We start from the raw sequence: 21901 nt of genomic DNA, 5'->3' as shown, positions 1-21901 counted from the left end.
TGTTACTCCTCGTTGATCAATGGGATATCAATATTTCTTCAGCAACGGCAGCAGAATGATGCAGCCGATAAAGGCCATCACCACCAGGAACAGCAAACCGTTATCCATGTTGCCGGTGGCGGCGATCAGCGCCCCCATCAGCACCGGTGCCAACGCACCGGCAAAATTGCCTAATCCGTTAAAAATACCGCCTGCGGTGGCGCTGACCTTGCTACTGGTGGCTTTCGCCAGCAGGGCAAAGATGTTCGGCGCGCCGGCACCCCACATAAAGGTGCTGAAAGCCATGGCGGCGATCACGCTGTAAGTGCCCTGCATATGCAGCACCACGGCCAACCCCAGCCCGGCACCGCACAGCGAGATAAAGCAGGCCAGCGCACGGCGATCCAACTTGTCTGACAGCCACGCACCGAGCACTTCGCCGAGCAGCATCGCAATGAATGGCAGCGATGACAGGTACCCGGCGTGTTCCAGGTGAATGCCTTTGCCCTTGATCAGGTAGCTGGGCAACCAGCCATTCATGCCCCACAGATAGGTCAGGAAAGCGATGTTAAACAGGCAAATCATCCAAAAATGCGGGCTGCGCAACAGTTCATAGCGATGCTGTTTACGTTCGGCGATTGCCGGTTTTGAAACCGTGGCCGCTGCCGGACGTGATACGTTGAGATGACGCATGCCAAACAGCACCAGCAACATGACCGGCAACGTCAGGAATGCCATAAAGAAGAAGGTGGTTTGCCAGTCAAAGGTATTGAGGATATACAGCGTGACCGGGAAGCCGAGCGCCGCCCCCAGCGGTGTACCAAGCAGCCACAGCATGGTGGCACGTGCTTGCAGCCGCTGCGGGAAGGCCTGGCGGATAATGGCATAGGCCATCGGCAACAACGGGCCTTCGGCAATGCCGAGCAAAATGCGTAATGTCATCATGGTGTGATAAGAACGGGCCATGCCCATCAGCACCATCAATACGCCCCACACCACCATCATGCCGATCAGCACTTTTACTGGGTTCAACCGGTCGCCAATACCGCTGAGCAGCATCGAAGAAATGCCATACGAGAACAAAAATGCGCTCATCAGCAAGCCCAGTCGCGCCGGGTCAAAACTGATGCCCAAGGCCTGCTGGAATTCGCTATCGGAAAACAGCGCCGCGATGCTGATCTTGTCGAAAAACGCCAGCAACACACAGGCAAACAGCGCGATTGGCACCGACCAGCGAACCCGCTGCTGCGGATTTTCGGCAACGGCTTCCCCCACCCGTCCAGCGCGGGCGTCAATATCTTGCGTAGTCATGAAACGCTCCCGAGGTTACGGGCGTTATTTCAACGCCATTAAAGAAAACTCTGCGTCCGCCAACTGCTGCGGTTCCAACACTCGCCCACTGGCCAGCCAGCGCTTACCCAGCTTGATGGTGCGTGCGTCGTTGAACGCCACCATCTGCACCAACTGCCGGTCGGCATTCAGCGTGAAGAACACCTGCGACTGTGGTGTGCGTCGCACCACGTGATGCACGCCGCCGGTCGGTATGCCGAGGATCTGGATATTCGCGTCGTATTGATCCGACCAAAGCCAGGCCACGTCATCGTAAGGTGAGGCAAAGGCATCCAGCATTGCGCAGGCGGTGCTGATCGCCTGATTCTGCGCATAGGCCCAGGATTGAAGGCACAGACCCAGCGTCGGGTGGCGCGCTACGTCACCAGCAGCGAAGATCGCTGGGTGGCTGGTGCGCCCCTGGCCGTCAACCACGATACCGGCATCAACCTTTAACCCGGCCCCCTGCGCCAGCTCCAGGTTCAACTCCACGCCGATCCCCACCACCACCAGATCAAACGGCTGAGGATCGCTGCTGTCACTGCCGATCCAGGCGCTGCCGTTACGATCGTCCAGTTGGATCTCACCGCAGCCGCAATGCACCGTTACGCCCTGCTGCTGATGCAGTTCGAGCAACGCCTGGGAGACGTCCGCACCTACGCTGCGCATGCACAATGCAGGCTGGCGCTCAAACACCGTCACCTCAGCCCCGAGGCGTCGTGCCGACGCGGCAATTTCCAGGCCGATCCACCCACCGCCGACAATCGCCAACTTGCGACAATCCTGTAATGCCTGCCGTAGCTTCGCCGCATCATCCCAGGAGCGCAGCGTCATCACTCGTGGATGGTCAGCCCAGCGAGCGTCCGGAACACGCGGTCGCCCACCGGTAGCAATCAGCAGTTGATCAAACTGCAATTGCCGGCCATCACTGAGGTGGACGATTTGCTGTTGTGCATCAATAGATTCAGCACGCAACGGGCGACACCAATCGATGTTCAACCCGGCTACCACCTGTTCGCTGAACAAACGGCTGAGCGGCGCATTACCGTCCAGCAATGCCGCTTTAGAAAGCGGTGGTCTTTCATAAAAGTCATAGGGTTCATCGCTGACCACCGTCAAACGGCCTGCATAGCCGCGGTCACGCAGCGTTTTCGCCGCCCAGCCACCAGCCTGACCACCACCGATGATCACGATGCCTGCCGGTTCTGGCTGGCTCATAACGCCTCCGGTTTTTTCTGCTGGCGGCGCGTGTCATGGTCGATACCACCTTCCACAGCCCACTCGGTGAACGACACCAGTGAGTGTTCCAGCTCACGCGGTTGCCAGTTTTCAGTCAGGTAATCGTCGTTGGTGTAGTACTCAAACGCACCGCCGGTCGGGCTGTTGACGTACCAAAAGTAGGCTGAGGAAATGGGATGGCGCCCAGGACCAATGAAGGTGCTCCACTTCTCTTTGTTCATGGCAATACCGCCACCGATCACTTCGTGGATGTCGCGTACGGTAAAGGCTACGTGATTCAGGCCGCGTGGGCGATTAGGCAATTTCAGCAAGAACAGATTGTGATGGCCGCCGCGTGCCTGAGTGCGCAGGAATACCGCACGATCGATATAACGGTCCGATACCTGGAACCCCAACACCTCGCGATAGAAACGTTCAGTCGCCGCCAGATCATCGACAAAGAACACCACATGACCGATGTTGATAGGTTGCGCCTGGGCATACACCGGGCTCGGCTGATCAATACGGCGCACATCGCCCCACTGGTTGATCGGTGACACAGGTAAATCAACATCGCGCTGCTGGCTAACGCTAAAGCGCAACGTCATGCCGTTCGGATCGAGGCACTCCAGCTCTTCACCCACCTGGCGGAAACCTGGCATCTGCGCCAACAATGGCTGCAACGCCGCCAACTCGGCCGGACTGTTAACGCCCCAGGTCATACGACGCAAGGTAGAACCACTCTCGAACGCTGTCGGTAACGCTTCGCTCTGCAACGGATGCAGTACAACGCGCGCCCCGCTCAGGGTAGTGAATTCGCGCTGGGTTTCGCCCCAATGCTGTTGCGCGGCCTGCAGACCGAAGTCCTGCATGAATTTCTCGCACGTTGGCAGATTTTCGACGCCAAACTCCAGTTTTTCGATTCCGATTACGCTCATTAATTGTGCCTCACGTTCTCGCTGAATGCAGTTTTCAGGCATGATCGAACCCCGGCCCATGATTGTCATGAGCCTTATCCCTGCCTGAGTCATTGGTAGGGGACGACTATCTTCGTCCCGAGTCATGCGGGCGTAGCTTGCGGCGCCCCTATGAAAATCAGTTAACCGACGTTAGCCTGCGGTGGTGCGCCCAGGAAGCCGGAGATTTTCACCGCGGCGTCCCGCACCTCCATGCGTAGCCGCTCGCGATCCGCTTTTGGGATCTCATCGGACGGCACCATAATGCTGATCACGGCCTCAACCCGCTGCTCGCGGTTGAAGATCGGATAGACGATAGAGGAGATGCCGTGGCGGAAAAATGACTCGCCGATAACATAGCCACGCGCCTTATCCTGCTGCACCATCTGCCACAAGGTTTCACGATCCGCCGGGGTGCCCGGACCGCTCCCCGGCAGTTGTTCCTGCGGGTAAAGCAGTTCAAATTCCTCACGGGTGGCACTGGTCAACAACATGCGACCAAGCGAGGTTTGGTGTACCGGCAAGCGAGTTCCGACGCTGACCTGGTTGATTTGCGAACCCGCGGCGCTGACACGAGCAATGTAGATCACGTCACGCTCATCACGGATCGCCAGATGACTGCTGCACTGGCTGCGATCGCGCAGTTGTTCTATTACCGGCTGACCGGCCTGCGCCACATCCAGCGAAGCGATATATTCAAAGCCGAGACGCAGCACCTTGATACCCAAAGAAAAAGTGTTGGTGCGTGGGTTACGTTCAAGAAAGCCCAGGTGCTCCAACGTTTGCACTACGCGATAGGCGGTCGCTTTTGGCATATCGACCAAGCGATGCAATTGGGCAAATGTCATTTCCTTATGTTGCTCGCCAAAGGCCAGCAACAGTTGCAATCCGCGATCCAGTCCTGGGATCAGATATTTACACCCTTGGTCGTCCGCCATGTGCTGCTCCTGGCTAAAAGGTAGATTAGTTAAAAACGAAACCGCCGTTAACCGGCAACAGCTGGCCAGTCACAAAGTTCGCCAGCGGTGACAGCAGGTAGAGCACCGTGCCATTGACGTCGTCAGGGTGCTGCGCCCCGGTCAATGCCCGGCCCTGCTCGTACAGCTGATGACGCTCGGCAGGCACGTATTCCGTGGCCTCCACCCGCGTCAGGCCCGGAGCAATGGCATTCACGCAAATCCCCTGCGGGCCCAACTCACGCGCCATCGAGCGGGTCATCGAGATAATCGCCCCTTTGCTGGCCACATAGGCCATTAAGCGCGGTGCGCCCCACAGCGCGGTATCCGAAGCCACGTTAACGATCTTGGCATGCGGGGTTTGTGCCAGCAATGGCACCGCGGCCTGGCTCACCAGCCAGGTGCCGCGCACATTAACCTGCATTACCCGATCCCACAGATCGATGTCGTATTCCATCATGGTTTTGCCACCGACGCCGGTAGCCAACGCCGCGTTGTTCACTAACCCGTCGATCGCGCCACCTTCAGCGATGGCGTTAAACACTGCATGAATCGACGCTGGATCGGCCAGATCGATCACATGAGATTCAACCTGTGCGCCCCGCTCACGCAGACTGGCTGCACTGTTTGTCAGTTCATCGGCCAAAATATCGCACATCACCACGCTGGCACCGGCATCGGCGACCGCAGCAGCGAAACTACGCCCCAAACCGCGAGCCGCGCCGGTCACGACAATGCGTTTACCTGTCAGTAGGCCATTCACTGCGCCGCCTCCTGTTCGTTAAGACGCGACAGTTGTTTCTGTGCTTCTTTTTGCATCATACGGCGCAGACGAGACAGCCCAACGTCATGCTGGTACAGATATTCACGACCACGCGCGTTCGGTGCCATGTTTTCCAGCACGATACGATCCTGTTCCAATACGTCCCAGTGCAAGGATTCCAGGCGGTTGCGGTACATAAAGCGCCACATGTCACGCTGCCAGTCTTTCACCTTACGGATCCGCCAGAAGAACACCCGGCAGTGATCTTTATCTTCCGGGACCACCATGCCGATGATCCAGAAATGGCCGCCCGGTCCAAAACGTTTTTTGTACGGGATCGACAGGCGCATCCAGTAAGCCCCGCTGCTGCCGAACTCTACCCAGTCAAAGTTCACGCCGATCTGGCCATTCTTCTTAAAGATGAAACCGCTGTCGGTCGGCTCCAGTGCCATATCCGCCTTGCGATCCCCTTCTGCCATTGAGTGTGAAGAGGAGTGCAGGTAGGTGCCGTGCATCGGATCCATCACGTTTTCCAACGCATACTGGTAATTGCAGTCCCAACTGGCCGTACACAAGAAGTTGCTGTAAGACGCTTCGTCTGCCAGTTCCGGCGGGAAGGTCAGTTCGGCTGGTTCTTCATCTGCGGTCACGCCGAAATAGAGGAATACCGCACCATAGGCTTCTTTGGCTGGATAAGAACGCAGGCATTTTTGCCCCACCAGCGGGCAACGGTCGACCGCCGGCACGTCTTTAACCGTACCATCACCGCCGACTTCAACGCCGTGATACCAGCAGGCGATACGATCACCTAGGTTCCAGCCCATGGAAAGCCGTGCGCCACGATGCGGGCAGCGGTCTTCCAAAGCGTGGATCGCACCTTCTCCGTCACGCCACACCACGATCTGTTGTTCCAGACGCGTAATGCCTACCGGGTTATTGCCGATTTCCCAACTGGCCAGCACCGGATACCACATGCCGCGCAGCCCCTGATCGAGATAATCCTGTAAGGTCTGTGCGGAGGATGTTGTGTTTGCTGTCATTGTCTTCTCCCGGGTGCTGCTCAGAAACCGTTAACGTGAAGGAATTCGCGGAACGCCGTCTCATTCCAAGGCTGGCCATTGCGATCGAACAGGCGCCGTTGATTGAGCGCACTGACAATCTGTTCCAGTTCTTCCGCGCCCTGCTCGAAAATCTCTTCCAGCGCAGCGACTAATGCTGTCTCAAAACCATCCGGCACTCGGGCCCGGTTTTGCCAGATCACGTTCTGGAAATGGCCTGGCTGATGGATCTGGCCGTTGCCGCCTTCACGCGCTGGGATCACCTGTTGGGTGTCCGGCAGCCAGGGATTGAAATCGGTGATGTGCTGCATGATTACTCCTCCGCAATAAAGGTGATTTGGATTTGATTGTCGATCACCCGGGTGGCATAGGTTTGCAGATCGCGGCCGCCTGGCTCGCGCAGGCACTGGCCGGTGCGCACGTCGAACAATGCTTCGTGCAACGGACACTCGACCTTACCGTCATCAACAAACCCCTGGCTGAGCAAGGCATAAGCATGTGGGCAAACGTCTTCCAGTGCGTAGTAATTGCCGTCAATCAGATACACCCCGACTTCTTTCCCTTCCACATTGGCAGAAAAAGGAAAATCTTCTTTCACCTGAGACACTTCACACACTTTCTTCCAGCTCATTGCTTCTGTCCTCTATCTGATTGTTTCATATATGAAACTCAGTTTCTTATTTAATACACTCACTATAAGTCTGGTGAAACTTTCGTCAAGAGAACAAAGCGGCAATTGTTAATGGAAAGTTGTTTAAACATGACAAATGCGGGAAAGATCACGAAAAAATGCACCGATATGAAAATCCTATGAAGGTTGTGCACTACATCACGATTTCATCGGTAAAAACACATTGATCTTGCTGATGCAATGCGAGTAAAAGTTCTTTCTCACTGACTAAAAAACCTTTTTCATAACAATAAATTTACATTTAAACAGCCAAAAACCTGCTTTTCAACACTGTGAAATCAGCGGGTTAGTTTTCTGCTGCCTGAATTTGTCAATCGCCCGTCAAAGGAGCACATTGTGCAACAACGTCAACGCTGGTTCGGGGTCGTAGCCCTACTGTTTCTGATCGTCATCGCCTATGCCGATCGGGTCAATATCGCCGTGATGCTGGTTAACCCGGACTTCCTGCAACACTTCCAGCTCGGGGGGAACCGCGCGCATCAGGGTATGTTGATGACGGTGTTTTTGCTTGGTTACGGGCTTTCCGCCATGTTACTGACGCCGTTCCTGGAAACACTGATGGGTTACCGCCGTGCGTTGACGCTAAGCATTGTCCTGTGGGCGCTGCTCACCGCCGCGTCCCCCCTGGCGGGGTCGGTATTGCTGCTATTTGCAGTGCGCGCACTGTTGGGGATCAGTGAGGGGCCATTGTTCTCGCTGAAAACCATGTATATCGGCGATCATTTTGCCGCCCATGAACGTGGCAAGCCCAATGCAATCAGCACATTGGGTGTCTCACTGGGGTTAGTGATCGGTTTCCCGTTGGTCAGTTTTCTGATGACGCACTTCGGCTGGGCCATTTCCTTTTACCTGCTGGCGCTGATCAATCTGCTGCTCGGGTTAGCATTGGTACGGCTGTTTATACACCCGGCATCACTGGTGTCACGTGCCGTCGATCCTCGCCCGGTCATGACGCGTGTCTGGGAGACGTTTGCTGTGGCCTGGCATACGCCGATGCTTGGCTGGATCATGCTGATCGAGATTGCCACCCTCAGCTACCTGTGGGGATCCAGTTCCTGGTTACCCGCGTACCTGACCGACGAGAAAGGCTTTTCCATCAAACAAATGGGCTGGATGGCCTCGCTGCCGTTTATCGTCAGTATTGCCTCGAAATATCTTGGCGGCGTGCTGCTCGATCGCATCCGCCCTTATCAGGCACCGCTGATCTTCGCTTTTGGCGGCGCAGCCACTGCGTTGTGCATCTATGGCGTGATGCATAGCGAACAACTCGGCTGGATCGCCTTTTTCCTGCTGGCGGCCAATGCCTGTTGGGGTGCTCAGGGGGCCGCGATCCCGACTCTGTTACAGCATTATGCGCAGCCGCAGGCCGTGGGCAGCGCCTATGGGCTGATTAACGGTATCGGCAATATGTTCTCGGCGTTTGTGCCGATGATCATGGGTATGGTGATGGCCAGTCAGGGCAAGGTCTCGTCGGGGTTTGCGGTGCTGATCGTTTCACAATTGGTGACACTGCTGGCGGGCGGCGTACTGTTCAGTCGGATGTTGATGACGCGTGAGGTAAAACGGGCATAAAAAAGGTGGGACGCATAACGCGCCCCACCAGCATTCACACTGTATCCATCGTCCTTTAAGCTAACGGGATAGCTGAGAGCTTAACGCCCTTTCTTTTTACGACCTGGCTGAGCAAAACGCTTACGTGCAGGTGCATTGGCGCTGGATTTTTCAGCACTTTTCGGTGCGCTTCCCATCGGTTTTTTCGCTGCAGGTTTAGCTTTTTTCGCCGGCTTGGCTTCTGAGGAGGAGCCCTCAATGGATTTAAACAGCTCGACCAGTTCGTCGTCTGTCAAATCACGCCATTCACCCGGCGGCAACCCGGCCATGCTCACATTCATGATGCGAGTACGTTCGAGTTTGGTCACCTCATAACCGAAATGCTCACACATACGGCGGATCTGGCGGTTAAGCCCCTGTACCAACACGATGCGGAACACAAACGGCGCTTCTTTCTTCACCTTGCACTTTTTGGTCACCGTACCCAGCATCGGCACGCCGGCCCCCAGGCCACGAATAAAGTCGTCAGTTACCGGTTTGTTGACCGTGACCAGATACTCTTTCTCGTGATCGTTGCCCGCCCGCAGGATTTTGTTCACCAAATCGCCGTGGTTGGTAAGAAAGATCAGACCCTGAGAGTCTTTATCCAACCGTCCGATCGGGAAAATACGGGTGCTGTGATTGACGAAATCGACAATATTGTCTTTCTCGCCATCTTCCGTAGTGCTGACAATACCGACTGGCTTGTTCAACGCAATAAAGATCAGATTGTCTTCATTACGCGGTTCAATCAGCTGACCGTTGACCTTGACGACGTCGCCTGGGAACACCTGATCGCCAAGCGTCACGCGCTTGCCATTGATAAAAACATTGCCTTGTTCGATGTAACGATCGGCATCACGGCGCGAGCAGATACCGCTCTCGCTTATATATTTGTTAAGACGTGTTGAAGGCTTGGTCAGCATGCTATCTCCATGGACTCTGGCCTCTGAAAGGCCAGAGTTTAAGCTGTTACTGTTTAAGATTGCTTCTTGGCAGCCTGCAGATACAGCATTTCCAGGCCCAGGGTCGCCGCGGCCAGCGCGGTGATCTCGGATTGATCGTAGGCCGGAGCCACTTCCACTACGTCCATACCCACGATGTTAAGTGACTGCATGCCGCGTACCAGTTTCAGCGCACGATCGGAGGTCAGGCCGCCGATCACCGGCGTGCCGGTACCCGGTGCGAACGCCGGATCCAGGCAGTCGATGTCGAAGGTCAGGTATACCGGCATATCGCCGACGATCTGTTTGATCTGAGCCAGCAGGTCGTCCGCGCTGCGATCGTTAACCTGCGCAGCATCCAATACGGTAAAGCCGTTGTCGTGATCGTATTCGGTACGAATGCCGATCTGCACAGAGTGTGTTGGATCGATCAGGCCTTCGTTCGGCGCATGGAAGAACATGGTACCGTGGTCGTATTGGCTGCCGTTAGCGTAGGTGTCGGTATGGGCATCGAAGTGCACCAGCGCCAGTTTGCCGAAATGTTTGGCGTGTGCGCGCAGCAGCGGCAGTGTGACGAAGTGGTCACCGCCGAATGAGAGCATGCGCTTACCAGCTGCCAGCAGTTTTTCCGCGTGCGCCTGCAAGTTGTCACTCATGTCCTGAGCATCGCCAAAGTTGAACACGATGTCGCCACAATCGACGACGTTCAGACGATCGCGCAGGTCAAAGTTCCACGGCCAACGGTTGCCTTCCCAAGCCAAATTGGTGGAAACCTGGCGGATCGCCGCCGGGCCATGACGGCCACCAGCACGGCCGGAGGTTGCCATGTCAAATGGAATGCCGGTGATGACCCACTCTGCATCGCTGTCGTAAGGCATGAAGTTCAGCGGAAAGCGCAGGAAACCAAAGGCGTTGGACACTAAAGAATTATCGGACTTATGGCCTAAGGTGCTCATAGTAAACCCTCATATTTCAACGTTTCACCTGGTGAAAAATCACACAGGCGCTGACAAAAAAAAATCCCTCCCGCGTCGTTAGCCCGACGAGAAAGGGATTGATACAAAATCTGGTTCAGTACTGCTGATACGGCAGATTATCGCCGTATTTCGTTCGCGCTTCAAGAGCGCGCATCATCATCCTGGTGACTCGTCACTGTCCAGTATAGGCACTACTACTTCACCAGTACGGGTTGCTGGCTATAACGTGTCGGGAATAAATGCTCCAGCTGTTTTATTTTCGGCTGATCGTTAATCATGATGTAGAGGGAATCAGGGTGTTCCGTTAAAAAGTTCTGATGATAAGACTCTGCCGGGTAAAAATGCCCATTGCTCTCAACACGCGTAACCAGCGGTTGGTCGTAACTGTGACTGGTCTGCAACTGAGCAATGTAGGCATTAGCCACCTGCTGCTGTGAATCATTCAGCGGGAAAAGCGCGGAGCGATACTGCGTGCCACTATCCGGTCCTTGTCGATTAAGCTCTGTGGGATTATGCGCCACTGAGAAAAAAATCTGCAGCAAGTCACCGTAGGAAACTTGAGTCGGGTCAAAAGTCACTTTCACTGATTCCGCATGACCGGTATCACCGCCACTGACCTGCTGATAATCGGCAGTTTGCGCGGTGCCTCCGGTATAACCTGAGACAGCGCTGGTTACGCCCTTCACATGCTGAAAGACGCCTTGCACACCCCAGAAACAGCCGCCGGCAAAAATAGCGGTCTCACTGTGCGACGTGCCAGTTGGCTCATCAACCGCAGGTGCAGGTATCACCACCGCGGTTTCCGCCCCGCCGAATGACCATGCGCTTCCTTGCCAGAGGCCTACACCGACCAACGCTACCACGCCAGTAATGGCATAAGATCTTAACCACGTGCCGAGCCTGTTTGAACGTTTCATCATATTCACCACTGGATTAGCCGAAAGTGAAGGCGTAAGCCGCAGCCCCAGCCTGTTCAAATTCAATACTGAAGGTGTGTTCTCCAGCGCCGTCGGTTTGCCGAATCAGTTGATAGAGACGCTGATCAGTGACCACGCCGCGTCCGTCCGGTGTCACATCCGTACCATGCATCTCACCAGGTACTTTGCCATCCAGCGTCACTTTAAACGCGACCGGTTTCCCCCCGGCACTCGGGCCTAACACCAAATGCAAATCTCGAGCATGGAAGCGGTAGACGATGCGTCCTTGAGGGGCATTCAACGTCACGCTTTCTTCACCCACCGTCCAGTTTCCTACCAGCCCCCAATCATTGAGCGATAAGCTTGCCGGCGCGGCATAGCTAGCGCTCTTGTCCTGAGTCACCTCGCCGGAAGCAAAGTTTTGCGCCCGTGCGTAACCCAGGTAAGTTTCTGGTGAGATATCAGTCTGATTGCCCGCCGCCTGTTCAACGCCCTGGCCGGCAACCTGGCTAACAGCCGTACTGATATTTTTTGCCCCCGCTTGGCGTAGCAGCTCCTGAATCACCCGCTCAGATTGTGCATAGTCACCTTCACCAAAATGTTGGTAACGAATATGCCCGGTGGCATCGATAAAATAGTGTGCAGGCCAATATTGATTGTTGAACGCGCGCCAGATGCTGTAGTTGTTATCGATGGCGATCGGGTAGTCGATCCCCAGTTTTTTCGCCTCTTTGGTGACATTGCCAATATCTCTCTCGAAGGCAAATTCCGGCGCATGTACGCCAATCACCACTAATCCCTGATCACGATATTTCTCCGCCCAAGCCTTCACATAGGGAAGGGAGCGTAGGCAGTTGATGCAGGAGTAAGTCCAAAAATCGACCAGGACTACCTTGCCACGCAGGGACTCCGTCGTCAGCGGCGGAGAATTCAGCCACTGTACAGCCCCTGACAGGGACGGCATCTCGCCCAGGTCATCCAACATGGGTTGTGAGTCGACTGCCGTTTGCACAGAAGATCGCACCGGCGTTGCGGCGGGAGTAAATACCTGTACCAACCGTTGTTCAATACCGCCTGTGGACGCGGCCGAAATGCGTGCCAGCACCGTGGTATCAAGACCGAGCGCAATCGCCACAACCCCCAGTAGCATCGCCGCCCCCAGCCCCCGTCGGATCCATTCACCGGCCCCCAGTGAGCGTTTCATGGCGCTGAATACCTTACCGCCGATCAACAATGCTAATGCCAATGAAGTCGCCGCCCCAGCGGCATAGGCCAGTAGTAACAATGTTGAACCGACATTCGCGCCCTGCAACGCGGCACCGGTCAGTACCAGGCCGAGTATCGGCCCAGCGCAAGGTGCCCAGAGCAGGCCAGTGGCGACGCCCAATAGCAGCGATGAGCCAACCTGGTGCTGTTTGTCTGCCGCAATCTTGTCAGACAGACGATTGCCTGCCGACACCAACGGGTGCATCACGCGTTCGGCAACCGCCGGAAACAGTAAGGTGATGCCAAATACCGCCATCAGGATCAATGCCAGCCAGCGACCATATTGATTGGCCGCCACGACCCAACCACCACCGACGGCAGCCAGCGTAGCAAACAGCGCAAAGGTCAGCGCCATTCCCACCAGCATCGGCAAACCGGAGCGCAAGAAAGGGCGATCGGCGCGCGAGAAAATGAACGGCAGCACTGGCAGAATGCAGGGACTGGCTATAGTCAGCATGCCGCCGAGATAAGCCAGGATCAGGATCAACATATCGCTCTCCCCATTATGCTTTTTGCGGCGCGAACAACAGCGCCAACCCGTTCATGCAGTAACGCAATCCGGTAGGTTGTGGACCGTCGTCAAACACGTGCCCCAGATGCCCGCCACAGCGCCGGCAGTGCACCTCGTCTCGCACCATGCCAAATGAACGGTCCTGGCGCTGGGCAACGGCATGATCAAGAGGTTGATAAAAGCTCGGCCAGCCGGTGTGGCTGTCAAACTTGGCATGGGAAGAGAACAGCGGTAAATCGCACCCCGCACAGGAAAACACCCCATCACGGTGTTCGTCATTCAGCGGGCTGCTATAGGGGGTTTCGGTGCCCTCCTCTCGCAAAATATGGTATTGCGCAGCGGACAACCGCTCATGCCACTGTTGATCAGTGTAGTTGACTTCAAATTGCGCGGTGGCCGCAGCCCGCACCGCCCATGTCGGCAATAGACCCAGCGAAAACGCCGCGGACAGGCCACCGCCAACCAGAATAAACTGCCGTCTGTTCATCATCACTGCCACCCCGGAGACTGATCAAACCGATAATGACAACCTACAAAGAAAACCCTGTCCGAATCCTCACGGAGAGTTAACAAATTTGTGATAACTGGTATGGGAGAAGGGATATCGCGGGGGAACTGCGGAGGAAAACCAATAAAAAAGGCCGGGCATCAAAGAGATACCCGGCCTTTCAGCGTTACTTACTCGTCTTCTAAATAAGTATAACCGTACAAACCGGCCTCGAATTCTTCCAGGAACTGCGCTTGCAGTTCGCTGTCGAGATCGGTTTCTTTTACCTGATCGCGGAATTTAGCCAGCAGCGCGGTAGGATCGAGCTGCACATATTCCAGCATGTCGGCAACGGTATCGCCTTCATCAGACAATTCAGTTTCTACCGTGCCATCAGGGAAGACAAACACGTCAACCGAGGCAGTATCACCGAACAGGTTGTGCATGTTGCCCAGGATTTCCTGGTAGGCTCCCACCATAAAGAAGCCCAGCGCCGGCGGGTTTTCCGGATCGTACGGCGGCATTGGCATGGTGGTCGCTACGCCGTCACCGTCGATGTAGTGATCGATAGTACCGTCGGAGTCACAGGTGATGTCCAGCAGCACTGCGCGGCCTTCTGGTGGCTTATCCAGCCCTTCCAGTGGCAACACCGGGAACAGCTGGTCTATACCCCAGGCGTCCGGCATTGATTGGAACAGCGAGAAGTTGACGTAGAACTTGTCTGCCATGCGCTCTTGCAGTTCGTCGATGATTGGACGGTGTGCACGGTTGCTTGGATCCAATTGCTGCTGGATTTTGTTGCAGATGTTCAGGTACAACTGCTCAGCCCAGGCACGCTTGGTCAGATCCAGCATGCCATGAGCATACTGAGTGTGGACATCATGCAGGTCCATCTGGCTATCGTGCAGCCATTCACGCAGCGAGCGGCGGTTCTCCGGCTCGTTCATTTCCAGCCAGGTTTCCCACATGCTTTCCAGCGCGCGCGGTGCGTCCTCTGCCGGTGGCAAGGGTTCGCTGAATTCGTTGCGCTCAACGCCGATCACGTTGGATACCAGCACTGTATGGTGTGCAGTAACCGCACGGCCGGATTCGGTGATCACGGTCGGATGTGGCAAGCCATGTTCATTACAGGCGTCGCCGATACCCCAGATCACGTTGTTGGCGTATTCGTTCAGGCCATAGTTCACAGAGCAATCAGACTGTGAACGGGTACCTTCATAATCCACGCCCAGACCGCCGCCCACGTCAAAGCACTGGATGTTGACGCCCAATTTGTGCAGTTCGACGTAGAAACGTGCCGATTCGCGTACGCCAGTGGCGATGTCACGAATATTGGCCAGCTGCGATCCCAAATGGAAGTGCAGCAATTGCAGGCTATCAAGGCGGCCCGCTTCACGCAGGGTTTCCACCAGTTTCAACACTTGAACGGCTGCCAGCCCGAACTTGGACTTTTCGCCACCGCTCGACTGCCATTTACCGGAGCCTTGCGACGCCAGACGCGCACGCACGCCCAAGCGTGGTACCACATTCAGACGTTCAGCTTCTTCCAGCACCATGTTGATTTCGGACATTTTCTCGATCACCAGGTACACCTTGTGCCCCAGTTTTTCGCCGATCAATGCCAGACGGATATATTCACGGTCTTTATAGCCATTACAGACGATCACCGAACGGGTCATACCGGCATGTGCCAGCACGGCCATCAGCTCAGCTTTAGAGCCAGCTTCCAGCCCCAGCGGTTCGCCAGAATTAACCAAAGATTCAATCACGCGACGGTGTTGGTTCACTTTAATCGGGTAAACCAGGAAATAGCCACCTTCATAACCGAACGATTCACGCGCACGTTTGAAAGCGGCATTGATCGAACGCAGGCGGTGCTGCAGGATCTGCGGGAAGCAGAACAGCGCCGGCAGACGCAGACCGTCTTTTTGGCGTTGTTTGACCAAATCGGCCAGATCGACACGCGCCTGTGGGACGTCAGGATCTGGGCACACACTGATGTGACCCAGTTCATTGACGTCATAATAATTGTTGCCCCAGTAGGCGACGTTATAAGTGCGCAGCATCTTGCTGGCATCACGGTCATTCATAGCAACCTCCTGCATGGAGCGCAAAGATATAGATTCGCCCGTAGCTGACGGACGGTGAATCAACAGATCATCAGACATTACTCGCCTCACATCCCGTACTGACGATACAGTCAGCCACTATCGCAGCTACAACCCGCGAGAACAACCCAACAAACCGCACTTGCGGCAGCGAATAAAACTGCCGTTCGCGGTCAGCGATCGGTTTATTACTCATATAATTGTAAGACACCCTGTTCAAACCTCGTGAATCGGGTCAAGAAACATCCCACAGGAAGGCTGCAGGCTACCCTTGTTCAGTTCTTCAGACGACCGTTAACCGGCCCGAGAATCCTGAGTAGCGCCCAAGTGTTTATCACACCTGGAAGGTGGTGTAGAGACTAGACGGGAAATAGCAGAAGAATGTGCGCCAGAACGGCACTGCTGTTGAGAACCAACAACCGGTAGACAACGGATCATTAATCCAACCACCTCCACGCACGTCGTCCACAATGAACGACCGAGCCTCTATTAATAGTGTAAGAACGTGACCGTTCTATGAAGCGGCGACGCCACAAATCGACGTCTGCGACTGACCATCCGGCCACTAACGGGAGCGCCACAGAAATTTACAACTTCTTGCCCCACGCTGTGCATCAAATGAGCCGCGCGCGCAGTTTATACCGATAACACGGGGAAAATGCAAAATGAAAATTTGTCGAAAACTGTTTCAAGCGATGAAAATGGCGTCAGTAGCTTTGCGCAAAAGAGCGAATTGGCAAAAAAATACTGGCAATCCGGTCAAGGCCTGACCTAAAATAGACGTCCAGATGTTAATCCATCTATACTGATTAACGAAGAAACTGCTTAACGGCTTTGCCTGAGGGGCGTTGCAGGATGTATCTCGCGCCATCAGCGGAAGACCCTTCGCTTTGATGCCGGATCTCCAGCGCTGTGCAGTAATTTCTAACCCGTCTTATGCAAGGTAAAGAATACAATGGCTAAACACCTATTCACGTCCGAATCCGTCTCCGAAGGGCATCCTGACAAAATCGCTGACCAGATCTCCGATGCCGTTCTCGACGCCATCCTGGAACAAGACCCTAAAGCACGCGTCGCCTGCGAAACTTACGTGAAAACCGGCATGGTACTGGTTGGCGGTGAAATCACCACCAGCGCTTGGGTCGATATCGAAGAAATCACCCGTAAAACCGTACGCGAAATCGGTTATGTGCACTCGGATATGGGTTTTGACGCCAACTCTTGTGCCGTACTGAGCGCTATCGGCAAGCAATCCCCAGATATCAATCAGGGCGTTGACCGTACCGATCCGCTGGAACAAGGTGCTGGCGACCAGGGTCTGATGTTTGGCTATGCCACCAATGAAACCGACGTGCTGATGCCTGCACCAGTAACCTACGCGCACCGTCTGGTACAGCGTCAGGCCGAAGTGCGTAAAAACGGCACACTGCCATGGTTGCGTCCAGATGCAAAAAGCCAGGTAACCTTCCAGTATGACGACGGCAAAATCGTCGGCATCGACGCAGTAGTGCTGTCCACCCAGCATTCCGAAGATATTTCTCTGAAAGATCTGCAAGAAGCGGTAATGGAAGAGATCATCAAGCCAGTTCTGCCTACAGAATGGCTGAGCGCCAGCACCAAATACCACATCAACCCAACCGGCCGTTTCGTTATCGGCGGGCCAATGGGTGACTGCGGTCTGACCGGACGTAAAATCATCGTTGATACCTACGGCGGCATGGCGCGTCACGGTGGCGGCGCGTTCTCTGGTAAGGATCCATCTAAGGTTGACCGTTCAGCAGCATACGCAGCACGTTACGTAGCAAAAAACATCGTTGCTGCCGGCCTGGCTGACCGTTGTGAGATCCAGGTGTCCTACGCGATTGGCGTGGCAGAACCAACCTCAATTATGGTGGAAACCTTCGGTACCGAGAAAGTCCCTACCGAACAGCTGACCCTGCTGGTACGCGAGTTCTTCGATCTGCGTCCATACGGCCTGATCCAGATGATGGATCTGCTGCAACCAATCTACCGCGAAACTGCTGCCTACGGCCACTTCGGTCGTGAGCACTTCCCTTGGGAAGCGACTGACAAAGCAGATCTGCTGCGTGATGCTGCTGGCCTGAAATAAGCCCGCGCATTCTATGTGAAAACGGCGAGCCTAGGCTCGCCGTTTTTGTTTCTGGTGGAGGGACGCTGGACGCATCGCATGCAGCAGGTAAGAAATCCGCACAGAGGTCTAATGTGCTGCAAGTTCCCTGAAGCATGCGGGGTTAACCTGGATCACCGCCAACACCTTTGCCATTTCGCTCTGAGAAATATTCAGCTACGCCCTGATCGCCTTCACATCTGCGATGTCATAACGAGTGGCATTGGCCGGAACGTTAGCCCCTTTCTTCAGCTCTGATTTTTCCATGTCGGTCAGACTGTCTTTAATACTTTTCGGGTATGTCATCACCAGGGCGTTACAGCGTCGGTTACGACGTTTGTTTACGCAACAGATAAACGAAATACGGCGCACCGATAAAGGTCGCCAGCAGCCCCGCAGGGATTTGGTAAGGGAACATCACCATCCGCCCACACCAATCGGCAAACACCATCAGCAAGCCCCCTAACAACGCGGAAATCACCATTTGCGGTAACGCACGACGGAAGCCCAACATACGCGCCATGTGTGGTGCCATCAGGCCAATAAAACTCAGTGGCCCTACGGTCAACGTCGCCATTGCGGTCAGCGTGGCGGCCAGCAGGAGAATGGTCAACCGCACTGGCGTCAACGCGATCCCCACGGAGCGGGCAGTAGCGCTGCCAAGCGGCAGAATACTGAGCCAACGACGGCACAGGGGGGCCAACACAATCAGCATCGCCGCAATAATCGCCGTTCGCACTGCCTGCTCCGGTGTCACCGAATAGGTAGAACCAGAAATCCAGGTCAGCAGCCCACCGGTACGGGGATCACCGCTGGCCAACAGCAGGAAAATGGTGGTGGTAAACGCCGTGCTGAGTGCAATACCGGCCAAGAGCATGCGTTCGGTGGAGAAACCACCCCGCCCTGCGGCAATCATGATCACCAGTAAAGTACCGGCAGCTCCCAGGCTCCCAGCAGGCAGCAACCAAACAAAGGCATCCCCCGGTACAACCAACAACATCATCACTACGCCGAACGCAGCACCCGAGCTGATACCCAACACTTCCGGGCTGGCCATCGGGTTACCCGTCAACTTCTGGATTAATGTCCCAGCAACCGCCAGCATCATACCCGCCGCCAGTGCCGATAAGACACGTGGCCAGCGCCACGGCATCAGTGACTCCAGCTCAGCACCCTGGCTCCAGTGCCAACCGGCAGCATTTTGCCCAAACATCAATGCCACAGTCAGACCGGCGAATAACACCGCGCCCGCCAGCGCGACCCATGCCAACAGATGACCACGTTCTGCTGGCACTTTATCACCCAGATTCATTGGCGGTGGCGTAGAAGCGCTGCGCAACCGCGGTAGCAACCACAACAACAGCGGCGCACCAAACAGCGCGGTCGCGGCCCCGGTAGGAACCTCACGCCATACCTGCGTCAGCCAGATCATCACCTGATCAGTTAACCACAGCAACAACGCCCCCAGCAGAGGGGCCAACATCATGCGATGTGCCAACCGACGTGCCCCCAGCATTTTTGCCATCAAAGGGGCAAACAAACCGATAAAACCGATCACGCCCGCGGCATTAACCAACATGGCGCTGAAGATGATCGCCACAGCCAGCGCGCAAAAACGCGCCATCGACAACCCCAGCCCCAGATTGCGTGCCACACCGTCGTCCAATCCCAACAGCGTTAGTGGTCGCAGTAACAAGACCGCCAACAACCCGGCCACCAGCAAACGCGGCAGGATAAACTGCACAGTGCTCCAGTCTTGCTGGTTCAGTGCACCGGTGCTCCACAAAAAGACGCCCTGCAGTTGATCGTAATTGAACAGCGCCAGCAGGCTGTTAACCGCACCGCAGTACAACCCCAACACCAGCCCAGCGAGGATCAGCGTCACCGGCGACATGCGTTTGCCCCACGCCACGCCAAACACTAATCCGCCGACCACCACAGCTCCCACCATCGCCGCCAACTGGCGTGTCAGTTCACCACCCGGCAACATCCACAGTGTCGCAACCGTCAGCCCAAGCTGCGCCCCAGCGGAAACGCCGAGCGTCGCGGGTTCTGCCAACGGATTACGTAATACCTGTTGGAACAGTACACCGACCAACCCTAATCCGGCCCCGGCCAGCAAGGACACCGACAGCCGCGGTAACAGGCTATAGTGAAACAACATTTGGTGCACATCGTCGATGTCCGGTGCATTCAGCGCCTGTCCCCACTGTGCCCATGGCAGCTGTTGTAGCAAGTTATAAAGCGTTAAACCGCTGGCGCTTGCCAGCAGCACCAGAACCAACGTCACCGGCAATGCACGGATACGTGCGTTCATGAATAGCTCTCCTGCGCGTGTTCCAGCAAATGACAAAAGCGCATCGCCGATAACGTCGCACCGTAGAACCACACTGCCGGTACCTGACGTAATTGATTCTGTCTAACGAAGGGTAATGCTTGCCACAACGGAGTCGAACTCACTTTATCCATCATCGCCTGATTACCGTGATCGAGGTAAATCGCCCGTGCGCTTTTCACCGTCGCCAGACGTTCAATTCCCACCACTGCCGTGCCCCAGAAGTTGGTTTCCCCTTCCCAGGCATTTTTTATCCCAAGCTGATCCATAACTTCCTGGAACAGACTCTTCTGACCAATAACCAGGGCATGGCGAGTGTCCATCAGTGAAAACATCAGTAGTGGCTGCTGAGTATACGAATGCAGGCGCTGACGTGCGTCCTGAATGAAACGATCAAACTGCGCCAAATGTTGCACCGCACGCGTCTCTATCCCCAGCCGCTGTGCTAATGCCTGTAGCGATTCCCTCGCGACCGTCAGCGGCTTGCCGCTGCCGTCGTTGAAGCTAAAGCTCATGGACGGTGCGATTGGCTCCAGCTTTTGTGGCGTTGGCCCATAGCCCTTCGACAGCAGCATCAAGGAAGGGTGAAGCTGCTGCAACAATTCGAGGTTGGGTTCGGTACGCTGGCCCACGTCAATAACCGATGCTGGTAGCTTTGGCTCTTCCACCCACAGGTTGTAGTTATGGATATCAGCTACTGCCAGTGGCGTAATCCCGAGTGCCAATAACAGCTCAATAGGCAGCCATTCCAGCGCGACAATGCGCGTCAAATCGGGCGACGTTTCAGTAGCATGTCCCGGCAGGGAAAATAGCAATGGAGACAGCGCCATCGCCGTCAGCAGGCGACGGCGTACGGCATCATGATGAAACTCAGAGGAATCAGACATCAGTAGACAAAACTCACCGGCGCACCGCCGCTTGGATGTGGCAGCGTCCCCATAGGAATACCGTAAATTTGTTCCAGCACGTCACCCTGCATCAGATCTAATGGGGTACCTTGTGCAATCATCTCACCGCCGCGCAACGCCACCAGATGGTCGCAATAGCGTGCAGCCATATTGATATCGTGCAACACCGCAATCACCGTCAGACCACGCTGGCGGCTTAATCGTTGAATCAGCGCGAGCACCTCAACCTGATGCGCAATATCCAGCGCCGAGGTCGGCTCATCCAGTAACAGACAACGACTGTCTTGCGCCACCATCATCGCCAGCCACGCTCGCTGGCGTTCGCCGCCGGACAGACTATCTACCAGTCGATTGGCAAAGGGTTTCAAGCCCACCAGCGCAATCGCCTCTTCCACCTGTTGGCGATCGTTAACGCCAAAGCGCCCCAGTGCGCCGTGCCACGGATAGCGGCCAATGGCCACCAGTTCACGCACCGTCATGCCTTCTGCGGCAGGCAATTGTTGGGGTAAGTAAGCAACCTGACGCGCAAAGGCTTTGCTGTCCCATTGGCTCAATGGCTGTTGGTTGAGCAATGCGCTGCCGGTGGACGGGTTCTGGTGGCGACCCAAGATTTTTAACAGCGTAGATTTGCCTGAACCATTGTGACCGATCAGCCCACACACTTTCCCCACGGGAAAGGTCAGCGATAATGGCTGCAATAGCACACGACCGGGAACGGCAAAGCTGGCGCTATCTAACGTAAAAGTGGCATCGTGATTGGGGTGTTTATCCTGCATAGGT

At 55.5% G+C, this 21901-nt stretch carries 21 protein-coding genes and 1 pseudogene; 2 read left to right on the top strand and 20 right to left on the bottom strand.

Features of this window, described 5'->3' with window-relative positions; all coding sequences use genetic code 11:
* Positions 1-27 precede the first annotated feature (27 nt).
* The 8 genes from SGR01S_RS15925 to SGR01S_RS15890 all read right to left on the bottom strand — a co-directional run bounded on the left by SGR01S_RS15925 (position 28) and on the right by SGR01S_RS15890 (position 6890).
* Complete coding sequence (locus tag SGR01S_RS15925) at positions 28-1290, bottom strand: MFS transporter (protein WP_037426718.1); 1263 nt, start codon at positions 1288-1290, stop codon at positions 28-30.
* 24 nt (positions 1291-1314) lie between these two features.
* Complete coding sequence (locus SGR01S_RS15920; protein WP_061807945.1) at positions 1315-2526, bottom strand: NAD(P)/FAD-dependent oxidoreductase; 1212 nt, start codon at positions 2524-2526, stop codon at positions 1315-1317.
* Positions 2523-3464, bottom strand: a complete 942-nt coding sequence (locus SGR01S_RS15915; RefSeq protein ID WP_061807967.1) for a VOC family protein — start codon at positions 3462-3464, stop codon at positions 2523-2525. Before SGR01S_RS15915 ends, SGR01S_RS15920 begins: the two co-directional genes overlap by 4 nt.
* A 161-nt stretch (positions 3465-3625) precedes the next feature.
* Positions 3626-4420 (bottom strand): IclR family transcriptional regulator, encoded by a 795-nt coding sequence (locus SGR01S_RS15910; protein WP_061807944.1) that lies wholly within the window; start codon positions 4418-4420, stop codon positions 3626-3628.
* A 25-nt stretch (positions 4421-4445) separates the two neighbouring features.
* Entirely contained in the window at positions 4446-5201 is a 756-nt protein-coding gene (locus tag SGR01S_RS15905) for an SDR family oxidoreductase (protein WP_061807943.1), read from the bottom strand.
* Positions 5198-6241, bottom strand: a complete 1044-nt coding sequence (locus SGR01S_RS15900) for a Rieske 2Fe-2S domain-containing protein (RefSeq protein WP_061807942.1) — start codon at positions 6239-6241, stop codon at positions 5198-5200. The genes SGR01S_RS15905 and SGR01S_RS15900 overlap by 4 nt, the downstream gene beginning before the upstream one ends.
* A 20-nt stretch (positions 6242-6261) precedes the next feature.
* Positions 6262-6570 carry a recombinase-like helix-turn-helix domain-containing protein gene (locus tag SGR01S_RS15895; RefSeq protein WP_037426567.1) on the bottom strand — a complete coding sequence of 103 codons (309 nt, stop codon included), beginning with the start codon at positions 6568-6570 and terminating at the stop codon, positions 6262-6264.
* Positions 6571-6572: 2 nt separating this feature from the next.
* Entirely contained in the window at positions 6573-6890 is a 318-nt protein-coding gene (locus SGR01S_RS15890) for a non-heme iron oxygenase ferredoxin subunit (protein WP_012146671.1), read from the bottom strand.
* A gap of 396 nt (positions 6891-7286) precedes the next feature.
* Between SGR01S_RS15890 and SGR01S_RS15885 the strand changes: the two genes are divergently transcribed.
* Positions 7287-8522 (top strand): MFS transporter, encoded by a 1236-nt coding sequence (locus tag SGR01S_RS15885; protein ID WP_061807941.1) that lies wholly within the window; start codon positions 7287-7289, stop codon positions 8520-8522.
* Positions 8523-8602: 80 nt separating this feature from the next.
* Here SGR01S_RS15885 and rluF read toward each other — a convergent pair whose 3' ends face one another.
* The 8 genes from rluF to yqgG form a co-directional block, all read right to left on the bottom strand.
* Positions 8603-9466, bottom strand: a complete 864-nt coding sequence (gene rluF, locus SGR01S_RS15880) for a 23S rRNA pseudouridine(2604) synthase RluF (RefSeq protein WP_037426571.1) — start codon at positions 9464-9466, stop codon at positions 8603-8605.
* A gap of 53 nt (positions 9467-9519) precedes the next feature.
* Positions 9520-10440 carry an agmatinase gene (gene speB / locus SGR01S_RS15875; RefSeq protein WP_037426573.1) on the bottom strand — a complete coding sequence of 307 codons (921 nt, stop codon included), beginning with the start codon at positions 10438-10440 and terminating at the stop codon, positions 9520-9522.
* Positions 10441-10655: 215 nt separating this feature from the next.
* Positions 10656-11378, bottom strand: a complete 723-nt coding sequence (gene msrA, locus SGR01S_RS15870) for a peptide-methionine (S)-S-oxide reductase MsrA (RefSeq protein WP_061807940.1) — start codon at positions 11376-11378, stop codon at positions 10656-10658.
* 16 nt (positions 11379-11394) lie between these two features.
* A complete protein-coding gene (locus SGR01S_RS15865) occupies positions 11395-13134 on the bottom strand; it encodes a cytochrome c biogenesis protein DipZ (protein ID WP_061807939.1) in 1740 nt (579 codons plus the stop codon).
* A 13-nt stretch (positions 13135-13147) separates the two neighbouring features.
* Positions 13148-13645 carry a peptide-methionine (R)-S-oxide reductase MsrB gene (gene msrB / locus SGR01S_RS15860; RefSeq protein ID WP_037426579.1) on the bottom strand — a complete coding sequence of 166 codons (498 nt, stop codon included), beginning with the start codon at positions 13643-13645 and terminating at the stop codon, positions 13148-13150.
* Positions 13646-13833: 188 nt separating this feature from the next.
* Positions 13834-15810, bottom strand: coding sequence for a biosynthetic arginine decarboxylase (speA, locus tag SGR01S_RS15855; RefSeq protein ID WP_037426581.1), 1977 nt, complete (start codon positions 15808-15810; stop codon positions 13834-13836).
* Complete coding sequence (locus SGR01S_RS24230) at positions 15803-15946, bottom strand: virulence promoting factor (RefSeq protein WP_115185180.1); 144 nt, start codon at positions 15944-15946, stop codon at positions 15803-15805. The genes speA and SGR01S_RS24230 overlap by 8 nt, the downstream gene beginning before the upstream one ends.
* Positions 15947-16044: 98 nt before the next feature.
* Positions 16045-16188, bottom strand: coding sequence for a small protein YqgG (gene yqgG / locus SGR01S_RS24695; protein WP_464773948.1), 144 nt, complete (start codon positions 16186-16188; stop codon positions 16045-16047).
* Positions 16189-16705: 517 nt separating this feature from the next.
* Here yqgG and metK point away from each other — a divergent pair.
* Positions 16706-17860: a methionine adenosyltransferase gene (gene metK / locus SGR01S_RS15850; protein ID WP_061807938.1), complete on the top strand. Its 1155-nt coding sequence runs from the start codon at positions 16706-16708 to the stop codon at positions 17858-17860.
* 108 nt (positions 17861-17968) lie between these two features.
* Here metK and SGR01S_RS24225 read toward each other — a convergent pair.
* From SGR01S_RS24225 to fhuC, 4 genes and pseudogenes are all read right to left on the bottom strand, one after another.
* Positions 17969-18184 (bottom strand): annotated as a pseudogene (locus SGR01S_RS24225) (NadS family protein).
* A 22-nt stretch (positions 18185-18206) separates the two neighbouring features.
* Positions 18207-20195, bottom strand: a complete 1989-nt coding sequence (gene fhuB, locus SGR01S_RS15845; RefSeq protein WP_061807937.1) for a Fe(3+)-hydroxamate ABC transporter permease FhuB — start codon at positions 20193-20195, stop codon at positions 18207-18209.
* Positions 20192-21100: a Fe(3+)-hydroxamate ABC transporter substrate-binding protein FhuD gene (fhuD, locus tag SGR01S_RS15840; RefSeq protein ID WP_061807936.1), complete on the bottom strand. Its 909-nt coding sequence runs from the start codon at positions 21098-21100 to the stop codon at positions 20192-20194. The genes fhuB and fhuD overlap by 4 nt, the downstream gene beginning before the upstream one ends.
* Complete coding sequence (fhuC, locus tag SGR01S_RS15835) at positions 21100-21897, bottom strand: Fe3+-hydroxamate ABC transporter ATP-binding protein FhuC (protein ID WP_037416849.1); 798 nt, start codon at positions 21895-21897, stop codon at positions 21100-21102. Before fhuC ends, fhuD begins: the two co-directional genes overlap by 1 nt.
* Positions 21898-21901 lie beyond the last annotated feature (4 nt).

The organism is Serratia grimesii NBRC 13537, from assembly GCF_001590905.1.
Classification (GTDB): Bacteria; Pseudomonadota; Gammaproteobacteria; order Enterobacterales; family Enterobacteriaceae; genus Serratia; species Serratia grimesii.
The sequence above is the reverse complement of the archived record's forward strand: the minus strand, read 5'-3'. Positions and strand labels throughout refer to the sequence as shown.

What these genes read in the sequence shown, in the direction of transcription:
- SGR01S_RS15890 (WP_012146671.1), bottom strand. Translation starts at nt 6,890, where the DNA reads ATGAGCTGGAAGAAAGTGTGTGAAGTGTCTCAGGTGAAAGAAGATTTT.
- fhuB (WP_061807937.1), bottom strand. Translation starts at nt 20,195, where the DNA reads ATGAACGCACGTATCCGTGCATTGCCGGTGACGTTGGTTCTGGTGCTG.
- msrA (WP_061807940.1), bottom strand. Translation starts at nt 11,378, where the DNA reads ATGAAACGTTCAAACAGGCTCGGCACGTGGTTAAGATCTTATGCCATT.
- speA (WP_037426581.1), bottom strand. Translation starts at nt 15,810, where the DNA reads ATGTCTGATGATCTGTTGATTCACCGTCCGTCAGCTACGGGCGAATCT.
- yqgG (WP_464773948.1), bottom strand. Translation starts at nt 16,188, where the DNA reads ATGATCCGTTGTCTACCGGTTGTTGGTTCTCAACAGCAGTGCCGTTCT.
- metK (WP_061807938.1), top strand. Translation starts at nt 16,706, where the DNA reads ATGGCTAAACACCTATTCACGTCCGAATCCGTCTCCGAAGGGCATCCT.
- msrB (WP_037426579.1), bottom strand. Translation starts at nt 13,645, where the DNA reads ATGATGAACAGACGGCAGTTTATTCTGGTTGGCGGTGGCCTGTCCGCG.
- SGR01S_RS15895 (WP_037426567.1), bottom strand. Translation starts at nt 6,570, where the DNA reads ATGCAGCACATCACCGATTTCAATCCCTGGCTGCCGGACACCCAACAG.
- SGR01S_RS15900 (WP_061807942.1), bottom strand. Translation starts at nt 6,241, where the DNA reads ATGACAGCAAACACAACATCCTCCGCACAGACCTTACAGGATTATCTC.
- SGR01S_RS15915 (WP_061807967.1), bottom strand. Translation starts at nt 3,464, where the DNA reads ATGAGCGTAATCGGAATCGAAAAACTGGAGTTTGGCGTCGAAAATCTG.
- fhuC (WP_037416849.1), bottom strand. Translation starts at nt 21,897, where the DNA reads ATGCAGGATAAACACCCCAATCACGATGCCACTTTTACGTTAGATAGC.
- fhuD (WP_061807936.1), bottom strand. Translation starts at nt 21,100, where the DNA reads ATGTCTGATTCCTCTGAGTTTCATCATGATGCCGTACGCCGTCGCCTG.
- SGR01S_RS15925 (WP_037426718.1), bottom strand. Translation starts at nt 1,290, where the DNA reads ATGACTACGCAAGATATTGACGCCCGCGCTGGACGGGTGGGGGAAGCC.
- SGR01S_RS15920 (WP_061807945.1), bottom strand. Translation starts at nt 2,526, where the DNA reads ATGAGCCAGCCAGAACCGGCAGGCATCGTGATCATCGGTGGTGGTCAG.
- rluF (WP_037426571.1), bottom strand. Translation starts at nt 9,466, where the DNA reads ATGCTGACCAAGCCTTCAACACGTCTTAACAAATATATAAGCGAGAGC.
- speB (WP_037426573.1), bottom strand. Translation starts at nt 10,440, where the DNA reads ATGAGCACCTTAGGCCATAAGTCCGATAATTCTTTAGTGTCCAACGCC.
- SGR01S_RS15865 (WP_061807939.1), bottom strand. Translation starts at nt 13,134, where the DNA reads ATGTTGATCCTGATCCTGGCTTATCTCGGCGGCATGCTGACTATAGCC.
- SGR01S_RS15910 (WP_061807944.1), bottom strand. Translation starts at nt 4,420, where the DNA reads ATGGCGGACGACCAAGGGTGTAAATATCTGATCCCAGGACTGGATCGC.
- SGR01S_RS24230 (WP_115185180.1), bottom strand. Translation starts at nt 15,946, where the DNA reads ATGAGTAATAAACCGATCGCTGACCGCGAACGGCAGTTTTATTCGCTG.